The following is a 20,065-nucleotide window of genomic DNA, read 5'->3' as shown; positions in this document are numbered from 1 at the left end:
ATGTCGGATCCGGAAGCGCTGATTTCACTGCACGAGGTCGAGAAGGTCTTCGACGTACGGCGCCGGGTGGGCCTGGTGCGCCGTGAGAAGCGGCAGGTCAGGGCCGTTGACGGGATCAGCTTCGAGGTGGCCCGGGGCGAGATGGTCGGCTACATCGGGCCCAACGGCGCCGGCAAGTCCACCACCATCAAGATGCTGACCGGCATCCTCACCCCGAGCGGCGGCCGGCTGCGGGTCGCCGGCATCGACCCGGCCCGGGAGCGGATGCGCCTCGCGCACCGGATCGGCGTGGTGTTCGGGCAGCGCACGACGCTGTGGTGGGACCTCCCGCTGAAGGACTCGTACGCGCTGATGCGGCGGATGTACCGGATCCCGGCGGCGCGGTTCGCGCAGAACATGGAGCGCTGCGTGGACCGGCTCGACCTCGCCGAGCTGCTCGACGTACCCGTACGGCAGCTGTCGCTGGGCCAGCGGATGCGCGGGGACATCGCGGCGGCGCTGCTGCACGACCCCGACGTGCTGTACCTGGACGAGCCGACGATCGGGCTGGACGTGGTGAGCAAGGCGAGCGTACGGGGCTTCCTGCGGCAGCTGAACGAGGAGCTCGGCACCACGGTGCTGCTGACCACGCACGATCTCCAGGACATCGAGCAGCTGTGCGAACGGGTGATGGTGATCGACCACGGGCGGTTGGTGTACGACGGCTCGCTGGGCGGACTGCACACGGCGGAGGGCGCGGACGGCGCGGCGGCGAGCGAGCGGACGCTGGTGGTGGACCTGGAGCGGGAGCTCCCGCCGATCGAGGTGGCGGGGGCGCGCGTGGTGAAGGTGGAGGGCGCGCGGCAGTGGCTGGCGTTCCCGGCGCGCGCTTCGGCGGCTCCGCTGGTGGCGGCGGTGGCGGCGGAGTATCCGCTGCTGGACCTGTCGGTGCGGGAGCCGGACATCGAGGACGTGATCGCGCGGATGTACGCGGGGCGGGGGTAGGGGGCGGGGGTAGCGGGTGGGGGTCGTTGGGCGGGGATAAATCAGGGACAACCCTGAGCCGGAGCGGGGTTCGGGGCCGTACCGCTCCCCGGGGTGACTGCATAGGCTGGTCTTCATGAGTGACGAGCGGCCTGAGAAGCCGGTGCCTGAGAAGTCGCGGTCTGAGGAGTCGCTGCCGGAGCTGCGGGCTTCGGACGCAGACCGGGAGCGGGTGGTGGACCGGCTGCGGGACGCCGTCGCCGAGGGCCGGCTCGACATGGACGAGTTCGAGGAGCGGCTGGACGCGGCCTACCGGTCCCGCACGTACGCGGAGCTCGAACCGCTGACCCGGGATCTGCCCGCGCCCGGCGCGACGGCCCCGATCGCGGCCGCCCCGGTGGGTCCGGTCGGGCTGACGAAGGCGGTGCCGGCGGGGTCGCAGGCAGACTGGCCCGCCCGGATCGTGGGCGGCGGAGGGGTGGCGGGCGGCCCGGCGATGGCCGTGGCGGTCATGTCGGGCTTCCAGCGCAAGGGCAACTGGACCGTGCCCGCCCGCTTCCACGCCGTGGCGTTCTGGGGCGGCGGCGAGCTCGACCTGCGCGAGGCGAGCTTCGCGGAGCGGGAAGTGGTGATCAACTGTGTCGCCATCATGGGCGGCATCCAGATCATCGTGCCGCCCGGCATCGAGCTCGACGTGCGCGGCATCGGCGTGATGGGCGGATTCGACCAGAGCGACAGCCCCGGCCCGGTCGAGCCGGGGGCGCCGCGGGTGGTCGTGACGGGCCTCGCCTTCTGGGGCGGGGTCGAGGTGAAGGTGAAGCCGCCGAATCAGCGGGCGGTCGCGAAGCGGAAGCCGCGCAAGGAGCTGTAGCCGGCCGGCGCCCTGTAGGGGTTCTGGCGGTCCCCGCGCGGTCCCCCCGCGGTTCCCCGCCGTCCACAGCCGGGGGACGAGTACGGCGCGCCGGGAACTCCCCGGGCGCCCCGGGAGTCGGATGCTATGGAGTCGGACGCTTTGCGGACGAAACCGTCGCCCGGGGGAAGGCAGGAGCACGTGGAGCAGGGCAGCACGACGACTACGGCGGAGACCGGGTCTCCTTCGACGCCTGCGTCGACGACGTCACCGACCGGGGCGGCCACGGCGCGTGGCGGGTTCGTGTTCAGCGAGGCGGACGAGGAGCGCCGCCGCGGCGTCCGCCGGATGAAGCGGACCGCCACCGGCCTGCTGGTCCTGGTCGCGCTGATCTACGTGGCGGCGAAGTGGGCGGAGCACGCGGGCGCGGGCGGCTGGGCCGGGTACGTGGCGGCCGGGGCCGAGGCGGGCATGGTCGGCGCGCTCGCGGACTGGTTCGCCGTCACCGCGCTCTTCCGGCGGCCGCTCGGCCTGCCCATCCCGCACACCGCGATCATCCCGACGAAGAAGGACCAGCTCGGCGTCTCGCTCGGGGAGTTCGTCGGGGAGAACTTCCTCTCCGCCGACGTGGTCCGCACGAGGCTGCACGCCCTCGGTATCGGCGGCCGGCTCGGCGCGTGGCTGGCCGAGCCCGCGCACGCCGACCGGGTCACGGCGGAGCTGGCCACGGCCCTGCGCGGTGCGCTGACCGTCCTGCGGGACTCCGATGTGCAGGCCGTCGTGGGCGAGGCGATCACGCGGCGGGCGGAGACGGCGGAGATCGCGCCGGGGATCGGCAAGACGCTGGAGAAGGTCGTCGCGGACGGCGGCCACCGCCGGGTCGTGGACCTGGTGTGCGCGCGGGCGTACGACTGGCTGGTCACCCACGCCGAGTCGGTCGAGGCGGCGGTGCAGGGCGGGGCGCCGGGCTGGACCCCGAGGTTCGTGGACCGCAAGATCGGCGACCGCGTCTACAAGGAACTGCTCCGCTTCGTCCAGGAGATGCGGGACATGCCGGAGCACCCGGCGCGCGGGGCGGTGGACCGCTTCCTCGCGGACTTCGCGGCGGACCTCCAGTCGGACACGGAGACGCGGGCGCGGGTGGAGCGCCTGAAGTCGGAGATCTTGCAGCGGGAGGAGATCCAGGACGTGATCGCCTCGACCTGGACGGCGGTCCGCTCGATGATCATCTCGGCGGCGGAGGACGAACGCAGCGCGCTGCGCCTGCGGGTCCGTTCCTCGCTGATGTCCCTGGGCGCGAGGCTGGCCACGGACAACCGCCTCCAGGACAAGGTGGAGGGCTGGATCGAGGGCGCGGTGGTGTACGTGGTCACCACGTACCGTACGGAGATCACCTCCCTGATCACGGACACGGTGGCGGGCTGGGACGCGGAGCACACCTCGCGCAAGATCGAGGCCCACATCGGCCGCGACCTCCAGTTCATCCGCATCAACGGCACGGTGGTCGGAGCCCTGGCGGGCCTCCTGATCTACACGGTGTCGCGGGCCTTCGGGGCGTAGGGGGCGGCGGCGGCGGGGGGCGGGAAGCGGCGGGGCGCCGGTGGCGGGGTGGGCTGACCCGGCGGGGGTGGTGCCCGGCGGCCGGCCGTGACGGCGTGGCCCAGGCGGGCATGGTGGGCAGGGCGGGCGCTGCCCCCTCGGGCCCCGGGCGCGGTCAGCGGCGCCGGGCGAGGTGGACGACCAGGTCGGCGACGATCTCGACGCGGGCGGGCAGGACCCGCGCGATCCGGCGGAACACCTGCTCCCGCTCGACGGCCGGGAGTGCGGCGTAGGCCGAGACGGTGGAGAGGTAGCCGGTGTACTCGTCGGCGCTCATCGCCAACCGGCGGTTGATCACGGCCTGCCGAACATCCGTGAACCGGGCGGAGGCGGTGGCGGACTGCCGGAGCTCCGTCCCCGGCCACTGCATGGCGCCCCCGGGTGCGGTTCCTGGGGGTGTTCCGGGTGGAGTTCCGGGTCGTGTTCCGTCCGGGGAGGGGACCTCGTCGCTCTCCGGGAACGGAGCCCGTGCCGCACGAACGGCTTCGGTCACGGCCGGGTCGGCCGGCCGCACCTGCGCGCCTGCCCGCCCGCCGAGAGGAACACGCCCGCGGGTTCCAGCAGGGAGGCCACCCGCGCCCACCGGCCCTCCGGTTCGGTCCAGTGCAGCGCCGCCACCGCGTAGACCAACCCGTACCGCCGGCGGCCTGGCCGTAGGTCCTCGAGGGAGGCCCGTACGGTGCTGACGCCTGCGTCCCGTACGTGCTTGCGCAGCTCGGCGAGCATCGCCCCGTCCGGGTCGGTCGCGGTGACCGCGACCCCCTGTCCGGCGAACAGCCGGGTGGCCTTGCCGGTCCCGGCCCCGATTTCGAGGGCACTCGGGACCGGACCGCCGACGTACTCCCGGACGAGGTCGAACAGCTCCAGGGGGTACCCGGGGCGGAACCGCTCGTACGCTTCCGCCCGCGCTCCGAAGCTCAGTGCGCGATCAGGCATGCCGGAGCCCCTTGCTCGAACGGGTTGCCCGCACGGAGCCGCGTACTGCGGCGGGCGGGCGGGCTGGCGGGCTGGCGGGCGGGTAGGCGGGCCGGACGCGACCGGACGAGACCGGACGCCGGGCCGCGTACTGACCTAGCCGTCCGGGTCTCCCCCCGGCTGGGCTCCGTACGTGGTCCGGGGACCACGCCGGGGTGACGCCGGGGCCCGGCCCCGTACGCTGCGCCCGCGGGACTTCGGCCGGGCTGCCCAGACCCTCGGCGGCGGTCGCCACGGGGCTCAGCCCCGGTCGGCCACCGCCCAGGACGCGGCGGCGACCACGCCCGCGGCGCCGATGACCGCCGGCCAGGCGCCGACCTTCTTCGCCAGCGGGTGCGCACCGGCGAAGCCGGCGAGGTACAGCGCGCCGAGCCCGGCCGCGGCCGGAGCGCCGCCGCGCTTGTGCCACTTCCGCCCGGCCACGACGCCCGCGGCGCCGAGGACGACACCGCCGAGCGGCCGCTTCTTGGTCCACCGTGCGACGGCGTAACCCCCGACCAGACCGGCGGCCGCCACCACGGAGCTCGGTACCCGTGCCATGCTGTCCAACTCCCTCACCTCATGGGTTCATCGGTCAATACGCGCACACCTATTCGCCCCCGAGGTTAACTCGACCGCTTGACCACCCGCCGGGCCCCCATCGCGCCCAACACCAGTACGGCGCCGCCGATCACCGGATCCGGCACCGAGTCCCGCACACCGCGCGGCAGCACCGCCACCACGCCCAGCACGAGCAGAAACGCGAGCCCGCAGCCGCCGGCGGCCCGAAGGAGTCTGTCCACGTGCTGCTCAACGCGACCGCCCGGGCGCCCGACACGGACCGCGCCGGGCCGGGCCGAGGGGATTTGTCGCACACTCGCCGGATCCGTGCGATGTCTGCTGATGGAACCCGATGGGCATAAATTCAATCTCCCACCCAAAGGGGCAAACCACCCCGGCCCCACCCGCCCCACCCAGCCCCACCCACCCTCCCACCCCTCATCCCTCATCCCACATCAGGAGCCAGGACATCGTGATCTGCTACGGACAGGCCGTCCTCGACCTCGCGGACGAACTGGTCGACGCCTACGCCGACGTCTTCTCCGCCCCGCCGTGGAACGAAGACGAAGAAACCATTCGCCAGTTCGCCACCCGCCTCCCGGCCGACGCCCGGCGCCGTGGCTTCCGTACCGCCTTCATCCAGTCCGCCACGGGCATCGACGGCTTCGCCACGGGCTGGCTCACCCCGGCGACCTTCCCGAAGAACCGCGCGTACGCCCAGGTCGCGGCGCAGCTCGGGTCGGCCCGCGTGAAGGAACTCCTCACCGGGGCGCTGGAGATAGACGAACTCGCGGTACGCCCCTACGCCCGCGGCCGCGGCACCGCCCGGGACCTCCTCACCGAGATCACCACCGACGCCCCGGACCGCCGCGCCTGGCTGCTGACCAGCCGCCTGGCCAAGAACACGGTGGCCACGTACCGCCGCCTGGGCTGGCACGAGGTCGCCCCCCTCCCCGGCACGGAGACGGGCGTCATCGTCTTCCTGTCCCCGGACCACCCGAACCGGGCGGCGTAACGGGGCCGTCCGCCTGGAGACCCTCCCGGACAGCCCCGTCCCTGCCGGCCCGTGCACGGCTTGGATCCGGGCGTGGTCGCCTTCCTGTCCCCGGGCGACCCGAACTGGGCGGCGTAACCCGGCCGCCAGTCCGGAGCCCCTCGTGGACAGCCCCGCGCCCGCCGGCCCGTCCACGGCATGGAGCCGGGCGTCGTCGCGCGTCGTCGCTTCCCTGCCCGTGCCCGGGCCCCTGCCCCTCCCGGACCGGGCGGGGCAGCCGGGCCGCCCGCCGCCTGCCGGGGAGTCATGCAACCGGACGGCGACCGCCGAGAGATGCCCCCCCGCCCCTCCCGGAGCACCCCCGCGCGTCCTCACACCTGACAGACGGTCTGACCGGCCGCCAGGTCGATGGTCTGACAGATCGCCAGACCCGATCAGACCCGATCCCCAGACCCGATTCCCAGGTGGGCAGACAGTCCCGCTGGCGGTCCGACCGGCGGGACCGCCAGCGGTTCTACCGTCAGCTCTACCGACAGGCCCATCGATGTGACTGCCCGGCAGTCGCATCGGCAGGCCTACGGATCGCCCGATCGGCACGCCCACCGGCCGGATCCGGGGAGGCCCGGCGCCCCAGTCGTGTTCCTCACCCCAGCGCGACCGAGCCCGTCCGCCACCCGAACGACGGGTCTCGCGACGCAAAGGGTCACTGGACGGCGCGGGACAGCCGTGAGAACGCCCACGGGCTGCGCCGAAAGATCGCCCAGCGGGGCGTCCGCGCCCCTCGGGCAGGGCATACCGCGCCCATGAACCCCACCACAGGCACCACTCGCACCACATGCGCCAGGCAGGCCACCCACCAGGCCCACCCGGCCCAGGCCACCCACCCGGCCCACCCGGCGCAGGCCACGGACCAGGCCCGATCGGCGCAGGCCGCCCACCCGGCCCACCCGGCGCAGGCAACGAACCCGGCCCGCTCAGCGCCGGCAACGAACCAGACCCGCCTGGCGCCGGCAACGAACCAGGCCCAGTCGGTGCCGGCCCCCCACCCCACCCACCCGGCGCGGCCCAGGTCGGCCACCCGCCCCAGGCAGGCCTCTGAGGCCACCACCGCCCGCCGCCAACTCAACCTCGCCACCCGCCACCAACTCACCACCACCGCCGGCATCCCACCCGGCACGATCACCTCCCGCACCCGTCCCGACGGCCCCTGGCAGCGCCTGCTGCCCAGGGTCTACCTCCTCCAGACCGGCCCCCCGGACCAGCGCCAACGCGCCCTCGCCGCCGTCCTCTACGCCGCCGAGCCAGGCTCCGACCCGCTCTCCGGCGACACCGCCGCCCTCACCGGCGGTGCGGCCCTCGCCCTGCTCGGCATCCGCGAAGCCCCGTACACCCCGGCCGACGTCCTGATCCGCGCCCCGCGCAAGCTCGCTGGCTCACCGGAGGTACGGCCGTTCCCCACCACCCGCTGGCCCCGCACCAACACCGTGTCCGGCATCCCGAGCACCCGCCCGGTGCGCGCGGCGGCCGACTTCGCGGCCCGGACCGACGAGCCGGCGGACCGGATCCGCTCGATCCTCGCCCAGGTCGTCCAGTCCGGCTGGTGCCACCCGCAGGACCTGCACGCCGAACTCCGATCCGCCCGCCTCCTGACCCGCCCCGCGATCCGCGCGGCGGCCGCGGAACTCCTCGCCGGAGTCCGCTCGGTCGCCGAGGCCCAGGCCCGCGACACCCTCTCGGCCACGGACCTCCCGACACCCCTGTGGAACGCCCGCCTCCACACCCCGGACGGCACGTTCCTGGCGAGCCCGGATGCCTACTGGCCCGACGAGGGCGTGGCCCTGGAGATCGACTCAGCGGAGTACCACTACACCCGCGACTCCTGGCACGCCACCCTCCACCGCCGCCTCCGCCTGGAGTCCCACGGCATCCTGGTGGTCAGCGCCACCCCGTCGATGATCAGAGACACCCCGGCGGAAGTAGTCGCAGCCCTCCGCACCCTCCTCACCCTGACCACCACCCGCCCCACCCCACCCACGGCCCTGGCCCGCGGCCACCAGCAGCTGGCTCTGTTTCGACCTGACTCCTGATCCACGCAGGGCCTGATGCCCTCCTATGTGACCTGCTTCATTGAGGATTGGACCGACTTGGGCAGCGGCCTTGATGGAGGGGGGAGATGGAAGAATCTGGCCAGTTGTAGGACAGGTGCAAGCGAGATGTGACCGGAAGGGATTGACTGGAGTTGATCTCTGCGTAGCGTCGTGCCATGACTATGCGGGATTTGCTTTTCGAGGTCGCACACACCTATGACCAGGCCGCGGGAACGGGAGCTGACGTTCCCGCCCAGAAGGCGCTTCGTGCGGTGTCCAGTCGTATCGATCTCGGTGTGCTGGAGGGGTGGAAGGTCGCTGGGTACGGCGGGAACGGCGGCGCAGCTTTTGCGCCGTGGATCGGTGTATTCAACCTGAAGATCAACCGTGATCCAAAGGCCGGTTTGTACCTTGCGTACATCTTCAGCATGGACATGAAATCCGTGACCCTGACCCTGCAGCAGGGAGTCACGGATCTGAGCAAGAGGATCAAGGGGAAGAATGCTTTCCTCGCGCATCTTGAGCAGCAGGCGGATCACCTCTACGCGGCTCTGCCGACGCCCCTGGCTGAGGAATGGAATCACCGCCCGTCGTTCGGTCCGAGCAAGCGCCCGGAGTCGTACGAAGCGGCAAGTGTGGTGGCTCGCCGGTACGAAAGCGCTGGGCTGCCGTCAGAGGAGCAGCTCCAGCAGGACCTGCGGGTGGCCGAGGGATTTCTGCAGATAGCAGCTGAGGCCGATGCGGAGATGCGTGCAGCAAGGGAGGGCGAGCAGACTCCCGCCCAGCTGAAGAGGAAGCGGAAGCGGAAGCCCGGCGTGGTGCCGGCGGTGGGATTCAAGCCGGGAAACAGTGCTGCCTACGTAGCGAACATTGCGGCCCACCAGCAAGTGAAGGGTCGTAAGCACGAGCTGCTGATCGAGGAGTTCGTCACGTACATCAAGGGCCGGGACTACGAGGCGAGGAACCTGCAGATCCACCCCAAGGACCTGACTCTCCACCTGGGTGAAGCGGGGGCGGTCACTGCCCAGGAGTGGCTCGTCGAAGCCAAGGTCATGAGGAACGGGAACGCTGCTTCTGCTGTGCGTGAAGCAGTCGGTCAACTAAGGGAGTACAGCTACTTCCTCTATCGAGAGGAGGGGCTGGAGGCCCCTCACCTCGTTGCCCTGTTCTCTGAGGACATCGGCGCCTACGCGTCCTACCTCGAAGACCAGAGCATCGCCGCCATCTGGCAGACCAGCGATGGTTGGGAAGGAACGACCACCGCTGCCGCATGGGGAATGGTCGACTGATCAGAGAGTAGACGCCCCGTGGCACTCCCCGTAAGGCCTGCCCGACGTGCACCAGCATGCCGTGGTTCGGGTGGGGGGCCACGGGGTGGCTTTGCCTCGGGCGGCCAGGGTGGTGGCGTATTCCGCCAGGAGGGACGGGGAGGACGGGGAGGTTTTCTCCGAGGCCGCGAAGGCTTCGTAGGAGGGGACGCTGGCCGTGACGATGCCCAGGTTCGTGGTGCCCGAGGCGGCCAGGGTGCGGAGGGAGGCTTCGACCTGGGCCAGGTGGGCGTCGTGGGAGGGGTACTCCGCCGAGAGGGTGGGGTACGAGGTGAGGAGCTCCGCCAGTTCGCGGGCCGGCCAGTGCAGGATGGCCACCGGGAAGGGGCGGGAGAGCGCTGCGCGCCGGTCGCCGAGTTCTGCGCGCAGGCGGGCGATCTCGGCGCGGAGTTCGGCGGGGTCGTCGGAGCCCAGGGCCCAGATGCGCTTGGGGTCGTGGAGTTCGTCCAGCGGGATCGGGCCGATGTGGCGGGTGTCCGCGACCATGTCCCAGTCGTCGTGGGGGAGTCCGAGGAGGCGGCGTACGCGGTGGCGGCCCGTGAGGAGCGCCGTCGTGGCCGGGGTGAGAGGGGTGTTGTCCGGGGCCAGGAGGGTGGCGGCCTCGGTGAAGCACTCGTGGGAGGCTTCGAGTTCGTCGTGGGCTTCCAGGGCTTCGGCGATGACCTCCCAGGGGGCGGGGTCCGCGGGGGCCGCCGCCCGGATGCCCTGGATGAGGGCGCGGGCCTCGGGCTCGTGGCCGTACTCCCAGAGGTTGGCCGCCTGGAGGGCCTTGATGAGGGATGGGTCCTCGACCGCCTCGCTGGAGAGGAGCTGGTCGTAGAGGGCGCTCGCCCGTTCGCGTTCGTCGGCCAGTTCGAGGTGGGCCGCGGCCTGGAGGAGCAACGGCTCCTGGTCCTCGGGGTAGCGGGTCGCCGTGCGGATGAGGCGCTCGGCTTCGGCGATGTGCTCGGCAGGCGTGTCGGGGCGCATGGTTTGCAGCGTACTGCCGCTGGTCAGTTGAGGGGGGAGGACTTAAGGTGCCGCCCGTGCGAGATCGTGTGCGGGTCGTGGTGCAGGGGCAGGGCCGGCGCTCGCGCCGGGCCGGTATCGCGGGCGCGTTGTGGGCGGTCGGGGAACTCGCCGTCACCGTAGGTGTGGTGGTGATGTTGCTGGTGGTTCACCAGGTGTGGTGGACCAACCGGCAGGCGCTGAGCGCCGCGCACGAGGTGGTCAGAGAGCTGGAGGAGCGCGGGTGGGCCCCCCTGCCGGAGGGTGGGGGTGAGGGGGAGGGGCAGGTGCAGGGGGAGGGGGAGGCGGATTCCGGCGCCGGCGCCTCCGTTGGGCCGTCCGGCGGGACGGGCGGGTCCTCGGGCGAGGCGGCGGGGAACCCCGGGCCGCGCACCGGCAAGCCGCCGCCGCGGGAGTCCGCGTACGGGATCCTGCGCATTCCGCGTCTCGGCGTCGCCGTGCCCGTCGCGCGGGGCGTGGACAAGCGGTCCGTGCTCGACAAGGGGTACGCCGGGCACTACGCGGGGACCGCGCAGCCCGGGGCCGAGGGGAACTTCGCGGTCGCCGGGCACCGCAACACGCACGGGGAGCCCTTCCGCTACATCAACCGGCTCAGGGTCGGGGACGAGTTGATCGTGGACGTGCGGGGGAAGAGGTACGTGTACCTGGTCGGGCAGACGCTTGCGGAGACGACCGAGCGCGACACCGGGGTGATCGCGCCCGTCCCGCGCAGCATCGTCAGGCCCGGAGCCGGGTACAGCGAGCCCGACGCGTACATCACGCTGACGACCTGCACGCCCGAGTACAGCTCCAAGTACCGGCTCGTGGTGTGGGGGACGCTCAAGCGTTGACGGGTCTCAAGCGTTGACGGGTGGGCGGGCCGATGGACCGTAGGGTGGGGCGGTGCGTCGGAATTGGGTGAAACGTCCGCAGTTGGTATGGCTCGCCGTGCCGTTCGTTCTGTTCGTCGGGGTGCTGCCGTTGGCGAACAGGGTGGAGCCGGCGCTGGGCGGCGTACCGTTCCTGTTCCTCTGGTTCGTCGGGGCGACCCTGCTGACCCCGCTCGCGGTCTGGCTGACCTGGCGCGGTGATCACCGGTGAGCCGGGTGGCCGTGGCGACCACCGTCTTCGGCGTGTTCATGGTGGCCACCGTCGTGCTCGGACTGCTCGCGGTGCGCGGCCGCGGCGGGCGGGGAGGGGGGCTCGCCGAATGGTCGGTGGGCGGGCGCTCGCTCGGCACCGTGTTCATCTGGGTCCTGATGGCGGGCGAGGGGTACACGAGCTTCAGCTACCTCGGAGCGGCCGGCTGGGGCTACAACTACGGCGCCCCCGTGATGTGCGTGGTCGCGTACATGTCCTGTGGCTACGCGGTCGGTTACGTCGTCGGGCCCATGCTGTGGGACTACGCGCGCCGGCACGGGCTGGTCGGGATCGCCGACATGGTCAGCCACCGCTACGGGCGTCCCTGGCTCGGCGCCGCGGTCGCGGTGCTCGCGACCGTCTTCCTGCTCCCCTACATCCAGCTGCAGCTCACCGGCATGGGGGTGGTGGTCTCGACGGTCACCTACGGGGCGGTGTCCCTGGAATGGGCCTACTTCATCGCCTTCGCCGTCACCACCGGCTTCGTCGTGGTGAGCGGGCTGCGCGGCAGCGCGTGGGTGTCCGTGCTGAAGGACGTGCTGGTCATCGGCACCCTCGGGTTCCTCGCCGTCTACGTCCCCCTGCACTACTTCGGCGGCTACGGGGAGCTCTTCGACCGGCTCACGGCCGAACGCCCGCAGTGGCTGACGCTGCCCGGCGCCGGGAGCGGGGAGGGCGGCCAGGGCGAGCTGGGGGTGGGGTGGTTCGCCTCCACCACCGTGCTGAACGCGCTGACCATCGTCATCTTCCCGACCACTGTGGCGGGGTACCTGGGCGCGCGGAGCGCCGATGCGCTGCGCCGCAACGCCATCCTGCTGCCCGCGTACAACGTGCTGCTCTTCGTACCGATGCTGCTGGGCATGGCGGCGCTGTTCGTCGTACCGGGGCTGACGGGCGCGGAGTCCAACCTGGCGTTGTTCAAGCTGGTCGTGGACTCCCTGCCGGCGTGGGCGGTGGGGGTGATCGGGGTGGCGGCGGCGCTGTCGTCGATCGTGCCGATGGCGGTGTTCATGCTGGTCATCGGCACGATGTGGGGGCGCAGTGTGCTCTCGTTCCTGCCGCGCTGGAGTTCGGGCGAGCGGCAGAAGCTCGCCTCGCAGGCGGTCGTGGTGGTGGCCGGGACGATCGCGCTGGTCATGACGTACGTGGCGCCGAACACGCTGGTCAGGCTCTCGCTCGTGTCCTACGAGGGCATGGCGCAGCTGGTGCCGATGCTGCTGCTGGGCCTGGTGTGGCGCAGGCTCACGACGGTGGCCGCGGTGTGCGGGCTGGCCGCGGGGGTCGCGGTGGTGTGCGGGCTGGTCTTCACGGGCAACGACCCGGTGTGGGGGGTGAACGCCGGCATGATCGCCCTCGCGGTGAACCTGGCGATCGCACTGACGGTGACCTGGCTCGGCCCGCGGGAGCGGGCGGGGAGCGGGTCGGGGGAGGGAGCGGGGGACGGAGCGGGGGACGGCGGGCCGGACCGTCGGCCGGACGAGGAAGTGCTGGTCGCGCGATCCGCTCCCCGGGACCGGGGATCAAAACGAGACCCCGTCCGTTGTCAGTGCGGGCGGTTAGTATCGATCGCGAGTACGAGTACGAGTGCGAGTGCGAGAACTGGTGCGAGTGGTCGATCTCTTACGGGAGTTCGCGCGCGGGAGCGGGAAGGGGGCGGTTCGTATGGCAGAGCACAGCGGGCTTCGCCCCGTGCGGTTCACCGCGCCGTTCGCGCCGGCCGCGCGTCTCGTGGCCCTGCTGACCTCCCTCCTGCTGCTCGGTGGGTTCCTCGGGCTCTTCGCCGGGGAGGGCGGGCTCGGCGCGGTCGTGGTGGTCCTCGCGGCGACCCTCGCCGTGGGTGCCTCGGCCTTGGCCGCCCGGCTGGTCCGGGCGGTGCCGCCGCACCGAATACGTACCGCGATCCGTGATCGCGAGCAGCGCACGGCGTTCTTGCCGCAGCGCGATCCCGACGCCGCGGGCCGGTCGCGGCCCAGGGCTCCCGGCCGTTCCCTTCCGACGGCCGCGTAGGGGCGCGCAGCTCCTTCCTCCTGATCACTCCTGATCGCCACACCTTGCCGCCCCTCGCGGGTCGTCACGCCGAAACGCATCTCTTTCGACGTTTGACGAGTCCCTTCGGAGGGCCCACGTGTCCGTTTTCATCGATCTTGTTGCTCTGCTGGGCCGGCTCCTGGAGCCGGTGCTGGCCGAGTCCGCGACCGCTGCCGCGATCGTGCTGTTCACCGTGCTCGTGCGGCTCGCGCTGCACCCGCTGAGCCGGGCCGCCTTCCGCGGGGCGACCCCGGTGGCGGGAATCCTGCCGGTGCTGCTCCAGCTGCCGGTGTTCTTCCTGATGTACCGGGCGTTCTCCTCGTCCGAGATCGGCGGGGCCACCAACGAACTGCTCGGCCACCGGTTGTTCGCCGCGCCGCTCGGGGACCGGTGGGGTGAGGCGCTCGGGGAGGGCGGCCTCTTCGGCGAGCAGGGGCTCGTGTTCCTCGGGCTGTTCGCGGCCGTCGCGGTGGTGGCCGCGTGGAGTGCGGTGCGCGGGCGCAAGGCGGCTGCGCTGGCCGCGGTGACGGGCGGGATCACCACTGCCGTGGCCGCCCCGGCGCCGGCGAAGCCGGCCGGCGCTGGTGCTGGTAGCGGTGCTGGTAGCGGTAGCGGTAGCGGTAGTGGTGCCGGTGCCGGTGCCGGTGCCGGTGGGACGAAGGCTGCCCGGGCGAAGGCCGCCGGGGCGGGTGCCGGCGGCGCGGCGAAGGCGGCCCGGGCGAAGGCTGCCCCGGCCAAGACGGCCCGGGCCGGTGCCGGTGGGGCGAACGGTGTCCGGGCCAAGGCCGCCGGGGGCCGGGCGGCCTCGGGTGCCGGGGCGGTCGCCGGCCTGACGGCCGAGCAGCAGGAACTCGCGCGGAAGCTGGGCGGCGTACTGCCCCTGCTGTCCTTCGGGACGCTGATCACGGCTGCCCTGGTGCCGCTGGCGGCCGGGCTGTACCTGGTCACCACCACCGCGTGGTCGGTCGCCGAGCGTGTCTGGCTCCAGCACCGGAAGGACCGGTCGGAGCGTGCCGGGCTGGCGCTCAGCGGAGCTGAGCGTTCCGCCATGTGAACAGGGTCTTGCGGATGAGGCCGTCATCTTGGAGGATCGACCAATCCTCCGATGGCCGCAACCCATCGTCCGGCCCGGGGCATGCCCATGGGCCGACCATCCTCGACCACGGGAGAATGCCCATGAAGCTGCTGCGTGTAGGACCCGTCGGGTCGGAGCGCCCCGCGCTGCTCGACCAGGACGGGACCCTGCGGGACCTGTCCGGCCTGATCACGGATGTGGACGGCGCACTGCTCGCCGACGACTCCGTGCTGTCCCGGGTGCGGGACGCGGCCGAGTCCGGTGAGCTCCCGGTGCTGGACGCCGAGGGTCTGCGGATCGGGTCCGCCGTCGGCCGCATAGGCAAGGTCGTGGGCATCGGCCTGAACTACCACGGGCACGCGGCCGAGGTGGGCGCCGAGGCGCCGGCCGAGCCGATCATCTTCCTGAAGGCCCCGGACACCGTGGTCGGCCCCGACGACACCGTGCTGATCCCGCGGACCAGCGTCAAGACCGACTGGGAGGCCGAGCTCGGCGTCGTCATCGGTGCCACCGCCCGCTACCTGGCCTCCCCCGAGGAGGGCCTCGCGCACGTCGGCGGGTACGTGCTGGTCAACGATGTGACCGAGCGCGCCTTCCAGAACGAGCGCGGCGGCACCTGGGACAAGGGCAAGAACTGCGAGACCTTCACCCCGCTCGGCCCCTGGCTGGTCACCGCGGACGAGGTCCCGGACCCGCAGGTGCTGGACGTCAAGCTGTGGGTCAACGGTGAGCTGAAGCAGGACGGCAACACGTCCGACCAGATCTTCGCGGTCGGCGAGGTCGTGCGGTACGTGAGCCAGTTCATGACCCTGTACCCGGGCGACGTCATCATCACCGGCACCCCGGCCGGCGTGGCCGCGGGCCAGCTGGAGCCGAAGCCGTTCCTGCGGGCGGGTGACGTGGTGGAGCTGGAGATCGACGGGCTCGGCCGTCAGCGCCAGGAGTTCAAGGACGTGTAGTCGGTCCCCGCGGATCGGCAGGGAGGGGCGGTGCCGTCGTCGACGGCGCCGCCCCTTTTCGCGTTCTCCGGCGGCCGGAGAACGGACGGCTCAGACCTCTACGACCTTGACCTGGCCTTGACCTCGACCTCTACCTCCACCTCTACCGCGCACCCGTCCCTCGACGACTTGCGGGCCGCCTCCAGCACGTCCAGGCAGTGCGCCGCCTCCAGGGCCGTGACGGGGGCCGGGCCGCCGTCGTGCAGGGCCGCCGCCACGGCCGCGTAGTACGCCGGGTAGTCGCCCGGGGCCGTCCGTACCGGTGTGCCCCCGCCGGTCAGCGGTGATTCCCCGGAGCCCAGCCGGCCCCACAGGTGCTCGGGCTCCTCGCCCCAGGTCCGCTCGGGGTCGCCGGGGCGCAGGCCCTCGCGCAGTGCCCCTTCCTGCGGGTCCAGGCCGTACTTGACGTACCCCGCGCGGGAGCCCAGTACGCGAAAGCGCGGACCCAGCTGGGCCGTGGTGGCGCTGACGTAGAGGTGGGAGCGGACCCCGTTCGCGTGGGTGAGGGCGATGAAGGTGTCGTCGTCCGCCTCGGCGCCCGGGCGGCGTACGTCGGTCTCCGCGTAGACCCGTACGGCAGGGCCGAACAGCACCAGCGCCTGGTCCACCACGTGGCTGCCGAGGTCGTACAGCAGTCCGCCGATCTCCTCGGGGGCGCCGGACTCCCGCCAGCCGCCCTTGAGCTGCGGGCGCCAGCGCTCGAAGCGGGACTCGAAGCGCTGCACCTCGCCCAGCTCTCCGTCGGCGAGGAGGCGGCTCAGGGTGAGGAAGTCGTTGTCCCAGCGCCGGTTCTGGAAGACGGAGAGGAAGGTGCCGGTCCGCTCGGCGAGCGCGGCCAGTTCGCGGGCTTCGGCGGCGGTGGCGGCGAGCGGCTTGTCCACGACCACCGGGATGCCGGCGGTGAGGGCGGCCGTGGCGAGCGGGACGTGCGTCTTGTTGGGGGAGGCGACGACGAGGAGGTCGGGGGCCGGGCTCCGGGCGAGCAGCTCGTCGGCGGTGGCGGCGATCCGGACGTCCGGGTAGGCCTCGCGGGCCTGGGCGGCGCGGCCCGGGTCGGAGGTGACGACGGTGTCGAGGACCAGACCCTCGGTCGCGGAGACGAGCGGGGCGTGGAAGACGGAACCGGCCAGGCCGTAGCCGACGAGACCTACGCGGAGGGGGGCGGGGGAGGGTGTGGGGGAAGGCGCGGGGGCGGTGGCGTTCATGGTGACCACTTTGGCAACAGTGTTGCTTAAGTGCAAGGAGGGTGGACAATGGCCAGGTGGACAGGGGTAGCGGGGGCGGCATGGGCGGCAGGGGCGACGCGAGTGGTGGCGGCGGTGTGAACCTGCCCGTGCTCCGCGGGCACAACGACGCGCTGGTGCTGGATCTCCTGCGCGGAGCCGGCCCCGCCGGGCTCGGCCGTGGCGACCTCGCCGCGCGTACGGGGCTCACCCCCCAGGCGGTCAGCAAGATCGCCGCGCGGCTCAGGGGCGAGGGCCTGGTGGCCGACGCCGGACGCGAGGCCTCCACGGGAGGCAAACCGCGCACGCTGCTGAGGCTGGTCCCGGAGGCGCGGCACGCGGTCGGGGTGCACCTGGACCGCGACGAGCTCACGGCGGTACGGGTCGACCTGGCGGGTCGCGTCGTCGCGGACGGGCATGCCCCGCTGGACTTCGGGGCCGGTCCGGACGTGGTGGTCGAGGAGGCCGTACGGGCGGTCGCGCGGGTGTGCGGTGACCGGCCGCTCCTCGGCGTCGGCGTGGCCGCGCCGGGGCCGCTGGACTGGCGGACCGGGGTGCTGGGGAGGGTGACGGGGTACCCGGAGTGGGAGGGGTTCCCGTTGCGGGAGGTGCTGGAGGGGCGGTTGGGGGTTCCCGTGCGGGTGGACAAGGACACCAACGCGGGGGTCGCGGCGGGGGCCGGCTTCGGCGAGGCCGCCTTCGGGGAGGCCGTGGCGTACGTACACGTCGGCACCGGACTGGGGGCGGGACTCCGGCTGGCCGGCAGCGGCGAGGTGTACCGGGGGCGGCGCTCGGCGGCGGGGGAGTTCGGACACCAGGTGCTGCGGCTGGACGGGCCGGCCTGCCGGTGCGGGGGGCGCGGGTGCGCGGAGGTCCTGTGCCTGGACGCGGTGGCCGGCGGCCGGCTGGAGGAAGCGGCACGGATCGTGGGGGAGGCGGCGGCGAACCTGGTCGCGCTGCTGGATGTGGACCGGGTGCTGCTCGGGGGGCGGGTGGTGGCGGCTGCGCCGGGCGTGTTCCTGGAGGGGGTGCGGGGGGTTTTGGGGGTGCGGGCCTTTGTGGGGGGTGCGGTGAGGGTGGAACTCGCGGAGGGGGGTGTGGCGGAGGGGGCGGCGGAGCTCGTGCTTGGCCCGCTGTTCGGGCGAGGGGAGTAACCCCTTGGCCCCCGGGTCGCGGGCTCCCCGGGTCCCGGCTCCTCGGCCCGGCTCCTTGGCCCTCTGGCCCCCGGCTCCTCGGCTCCCCGGCTCCTTGGCCCTCTGGCCCCCGGGCCCCCGGCTCCCCGGCTCCTTGGCCCTCCGGCCCCGGGCCCCCGGCCCCCGGCTCCCGGGCCGAGCTCGCCCCCCGAAGGCCGGGCCCGGCCCCGAAGGCTGCGCCCGCCCCCCGGGCCTCAAGCGTCCGGTGGTCGGTCGGGGGTGGGGGGCCGGCTGGTGTGCGCTGAATGGGGGGAAATAAGAAGAAGTTGGGCGTGGTGCTGGACAGGGGGTTCTGTGGGCGTGGGAGGGTGCGGGCAAGGCCGGGGTGATTGTCGGCTTGTCCGGCAATCGTTTGATTGGCCGTTCTGTTCTGGTGTCGGCGAGTAGGGGTTCTCCATGCGACTGCGCAAAGCCCTCGCCCTCGCAGCCGTCTTCGTGGCCGCCACCATCCCCGCCGTCACCACGGCGTCCGCGGACATCGGCAACGGCGGCGGCGCTCGCCCCGCCCCCGCGTTGCCCTCGCGGGTGGAGGCCAGCTGCGGTGACGGGAAGAGCGCGCAGTTCCCCATCGGTGCCCGTATCCGCGGTGGGCCGGCCGTGTACCGGACCGGCGGTGCGGCGCAGACCTGGTACCTCGACCTCGCCAACACCACGACCGCGGAATGCACGGCCATCCACCCCGTCGTGGTCTTCACCGACCCAGCGCGCGCCCTGCGACCCGCCCATTTCCGGATGGAGTTCGCCGCCCCCGGCGCGGCCGCCCCCGGCCGTGCCCTCCCCGTCAGCCTGGAGCGCACCGACCGGGACGAGATCGTCGCCGTGTTCGACGGCGGCGAGGCGTTCTCCGGCTTCGCCATCGCCCCCGGCGGTTCCGTGACCGTCACCGTCCGGCTCGCCTTCGCCCCCGGCACCCCGCTCGGCGAAGCCGTCGCCGATGCCGCGCTGGTGCAGCGCAAGGGTGACGACGGGGACTGGCTCGGGGAGGCGGGTGGCTACCGGTTCGAGGTCCAGGGCCCGGACGCGGCCGCGGACGCGGAGACCGGCGAGGCCGGAGCGCTGGCCGAGACCGGCCGCACCCCCGCGGCCTGGACGTACGTGGCCGGCGCCGCGGCCGCCCTGGCCGGCGGCGGCGGACTCCTGCTCGGGGCCCGCCGGTTGCGACGCGACGTGCGACAAGGCCCGCGGTCCACGAAGGGGCGGTCCGCGAAGGGGCGATCCGCGAAGGGGCGGTCCACGTAGGGGCGATCCGCGAAGGGGCGGTCCACGTAGAGTCCGAGGGTGGAAGAACCGACCGCCTACGCGCACCACCACCAGCCCGGCCTGCCCGTCCGCTCCGGCATCCCCGAGCACGGCCGCATCCCCAAGTACTACGCCGTCAAGGCCCGCATCGCCGGGCTGCTCGACGAGCTCGGCGAGGGGGGACTCCTCCCCACCGAGCGTGATCTCGCCGAGCAGTACGAGGTCTCCCGCGAGACCGTCCGCCAGGCCCTGCGTGAGCTGCTGCTGGAGGGCCGGCTGCGCCGCTCGGGCCGCGGCACCGTCGCCGCCGGGCCGAAACTCGAGCAGCCCCTGTCGCTGGCGAGTTACACCGAGGGCGTGCGCCGCCAGGGACGCACCCCGGGCCGCCACCTGATCGGCCTGGAACGTTTCCCCTGCCCGGCCCCCGTGGCCCCCGGCATCGGCGCCGAGCCCGGGGAGCCGGTCTGGCACCTGGAGCGGGTGCTGCTCGCCGACGAAGAGCGGGTCGGGCTGGAGAGCACGTACGTCCGGGTCGCCCGCGCGCCCCGCCTCGACATCGATTTCCAGCCGGACTCCTCCTTCTATGGATATCTCCACGACAGCCTCGGCATCTCCTTCGGCGACGCCGACGAGAAGCTGGAAACGGTCCTCGCGACCCCCCGCGAAGCCCTGCTGATCGGCACCCCGCCCGCGCTCCCGATGCTGCTCATCCACCGCTTCTCCCGGGATCAGGACGGCAGGCCGCTGGAGCGGGTGCGTTCTCTCTACCGTGGTGACCGGTTCAGCTTCACGACCCACCTGCAGCCCGAATAGTCCCGGCCGAAGCCCCCGTATGAGAGGAAAACG

The 20,065-nt window shown here is 72.8% G+C and carries 19 protein-coding genes and 2 pseudogenes; 15 read left to right on the top strand and 6 right to left on the bottom strand.

The window, feature by feature from the left end:
- From ACIQV3_RS24575 to ACIQV3_RS24565, 3 genes are all read left to right on the top strand, one after another.
- Nucleotides 1-984: an ATP-binding cassette domain-containing protein gene (locus ACIQV3_RS24575; protein ID WP_403715137.1), complete on the top strand. Its 984-nt coding sequence runs from the start codon at nucleotides 1-3 to the stop codon at nucleotides 982-984.
- Between the two features lie 115 nt (nucleotides 985-1,099).
- Nucleotides 1,100-1,834, top strand: coding sequence for a DUF1707 domain-containing protein (locus tag ACIQV3_RS24570; protein ID WP_403715135.1), 735 nt, complete (start codon nucleotides 1,100-1,102; stop codon nucleotides 1,832-1,834).
- Nucleotides 1,835-1,960: 126 nt separating this feature from the next.
- Nucleotides 1,961-3,373 (top strand): DUF445 domain-containing protein, encoded by a 1,413-nt coding sequence (locus tag ACIQV3_RS24565; RefSeq protein WP_403715133.1) that lies wholly within the window; start codon nucleotides 1,961-1,963, stop codon nucleotides 3,371-3,373.
- Between the two features lie 154 nt (nucleotides 3,374-3,527).
- Here ACIQV3_RS24565 and ACIQV3_RS24560 read toward each other — a convergent pair whose 3' ends face one another.
- The 4 genes from ACIQV3_RS24560 to ACIQV3_RS24545 all read right to left on the bottom strand — a co-directional run bounded on the left by ACIQV3_RS24560 (nucleotide 3,528) and on the right by ACIQV3_RS24545 (nucleotide 5,169).
- Complete coding sequence (locus tag ACIQV3_RS24560; RefSeq protein ID WP_403715131.1) at nucleotides 3,528-3,782, bottom strand: hypothetical protein; 255 nt, start codon at nucleotides 3,780-3,782, stop codon at nucleotides 3,528-3,530.
- Nucleotides 3,783-3,901: 119 nt separating this feature from the next.
- Entirely contained in the window at nucleotides 3,902-4,348 is a 447-nt protein-coding gene (locus ACIQV3_RS24555) for a class I SAM-dependent methyltransferase (protein ID WP_403715130.1), read from the bottom strand.
- 279 nt (nucleotides 4,349-4,627) lie between these two features.
- Complete coding sequence (locus tag ACIQV3_RS24550) at nucleotides 4,628-4,927, bottom strand: hypothetical protein (RefSeq protein ID WP_403715128.1); 300 nt, start codon at nucleotides 4,925-4,927, stop codon at nucleotides 4,628-4,630.
- A gap of 65 nt (nucleotides 4,928-4,992) precedes the next feature.
- Entirely contained in the window at nucleotides 4,993-5,169 is a 177-nt protein-coding gene (locus tag ACIQV3_RS24545; protein ID WP_403715126.1) for a hypothetical protein, read from the bottom strand.
- A gap of 230 nt (nucleotides 5,170-5,399) precedes the next feature.
- On the opposite strand from ACIQV3_RS24545, the gene ACIQV3_RS24540 reads away from it, so the two are divergent.
- The 3 genes from ACIQV3_RS24540 to ACIQV3_RS24530 all read left to right on the top strand — a co-directional run bounded on the left by ACIQV3_RS24540 (nucleotide 5,400) and on the right by ACIQV3_RS24530 (nucleotide 9,297).
- Nucleotides 5,400-5,942, top strand: coding sequence for a GNAT family N-acetyltransferase (locus ACIQV3_RS24540; protein ID WP_403715124.1), 543 nt, complete (start codon nucleotides 5,400-5,402; stop codon nucleotides 5,940-5,942).
- Nucleotides 5,943-6,724: 782 nt separating this feature from the next.
- On the top strand, nucleotides 6,725-8,008 hold the full coding sequence (locus tag ACIQV3_RS24535; protein WP_403715121.1) for a hypothetical protein: 1,284 nt from the start codon (nucleotides 6,725-6,727) through the stop codon (nucleotides 8,006-8,008).
- A gap of 176 nt (nucleotides 8,009-8,184) precedes the next feature.
- Entirely contained in the window at nucleotides 8,185-9,297 is a 1,113-nt protein-coding gene (locus ACIQV3_RS24530; protein ID WP_403715119.1) for an MrcB family domain-containing protein, read from the top strand.
- Here the strand turns inward: ACIQV3_RS24530 and ACIQV3_RS24525 are convergent, their stop codons facing one another.
- The gene (locus tag ACIQV3_RS24525) at nucleotides 9,298-10,305 is read right to left on the bottom strand and encodes an SEC-C domain-containing protein (RefSeq protein ID WP_403715117.1); all 1,008 of its coding nucleotides are present in this window, start codon (nucleotides 10,303-10,305) and stop codon (nucleotides 9,298-9,300) included.
- A 56-nt stretch (nucleotides 10,306-10,361) separates the two neighbouring features.
- On the opposite strand from ACIQV3_RS24525, the gene ACIQV3_RS24520 reads away from it, so the two are divergent.
- The 6 genes and pseudogenes from ACIQV3_RS24520 to ACIQV3_RS24495 all read left to right on the top strand — a co-directional run bounded on the left by ACIQV3_RS24520 (nucleotide 10,362) and on the right by ACIQV3_RS24495 (nucleotide 15,525).
- Nucleotides 10,362-11,174, top strand: coding sequence for a class E sortase (locus ACIQV3_RS24520; protein WP_403715115.1), 813 nt, complete (start codon nucleotides 10,362-10,364; stop codon nucleotides 11,172-11,174).
- Between the two features lie 97 nt (nucleotides 11,175-11,271).
- Nucleotides 11,272-11,424 carry a DUF3311 domain-containing protein gene (locus ACIQV3_RS24515; protein WP_403715113.1) on the top strand — a complete coding sequence of 51 codons (153 nt, stop codon included), beginning with the start codon at nucleotides 11,272-11,274 and terminating at the stop codon, nucleotides 11,422-11,424.
- Between the two features lie 38 nt (nucleotides 11,425-11,462).
- A pseudogene (locus ACIQV3_RS24510) lies at nucleotides 11,463-12,953 on the top strand (sodium:solute symporter); the annotation flags it as partial.
- 172 nt (nucleotides 12,954-13,125) lie between these two features.
- Entirely contained in the window at nucleotides 13,126-13,470 is a 345-nt protein-coding gene (locus ACIQV3_RS24505; protein WP_403715111.1) for a DUF6412 domain-containing protein, read from the top strand.
- Nucleotides 13,471-13,588: 118 nt separating this feature from the next.
- Nucleotides 13,589-13,970, top strand: a pseudogene (locus tag ACIQV3_RS24500) (hypothetical protein); the annotation flags it as partial.
- 697 nt (nucleotides 13,971-14,667) lie between these two features.
- Nucleotides 14,668-15,525 (top strand): fumarylacetoacetate hydrolase family protein, encoded by an 858-nt coding sequence (locus ACIQV3_RS24495; protein WP_403715109.1) that lies wholly within the window; start codon nucleotides 14,668-14,670, stop codon nucleotides 15,523-15,525.
- 98 nt (nucleotides 15,526-15,623) lie between these two features.
- Here ACIQV3_RS24495 and ACIQV3_RS24490 read toward each other — a convergent pair whose 3' ends face one another.
- Nucleotides 15,624-16,769: a Gfo/Idh/MocA family oxidoreductase gene (locus tag ACIQV3_RS24490; protein ID WP_403715106.1), complete on the bottom strand. Its 1,146-nt coding sequence runs from the start codon at nucleotides 16,767-16,769 to the stop codon at nucleotides 15,624-15,626.
- Between the two features lie 80 nt (nucleotides 16,770-16,849).
- On the opposite strand from ACIQV3_RS24490, the gene ACIQV3_RS24485 reads away from it, so the two are divergent.
- From ACIQV3_RS24485 to ACIQV3_RS24475, 3 genes are all read left to right on the top strand, one after another.
- Complete coding sequence (locus tag ACIQV3_RS24485; protein WP_403715342.1) at nucleotides 16,850-17,941, top strand: ROK family protein; 1,092 nt, start codon at nucleotides 16,850-16,852, stop codon at nucleotides 17,939-17,941.
- A gap of 435 nt (nucleotides 17,942-18,376) precedes the next feature.
- Nucleotides 18,377-19,219, top strand: coding sequence for a hypothetical protein (locus tag ACIQV3_RS24480; protein WP_403715104.1), 843 nt, complete (start codon nucleotides 18,377-18,379; stop codon nucleotides 19,217-19,219).
- Nucleotides 19,220-19,258: 39 nt separating this feature from the next.
- Nucleotides 19,259-20,032 carry a GntR family transcriptional regulator gene (locus tag ACIQV3_RS24475; protein WP_274552871.1) on the top strand — a complete coding sequence of 258 codons (774 nt, stop codon included), beginning with the start codon at nucleotides 19,259-19,261 and terminating at the stop codon, nucleotides 20,030-20,032.
- The last annotated feature ends 33 nt before the right edge of the window (nucleotides 20,033-20,065 follow it).

Origin of the sequence: Streptomyces sp. NPDC099050, from assembly GCF_044759865.1 — a bacterium.
Lineage (GTDB): Bacteria > Actinomycetota > Actinomycetes > Streptomycetales > Streptomycetaceae > Streptomyces.
Note: the sequence above shows the minus strand (reverse complement) of the source record. Positions and strands in the feature narration are given on the sequence as shown.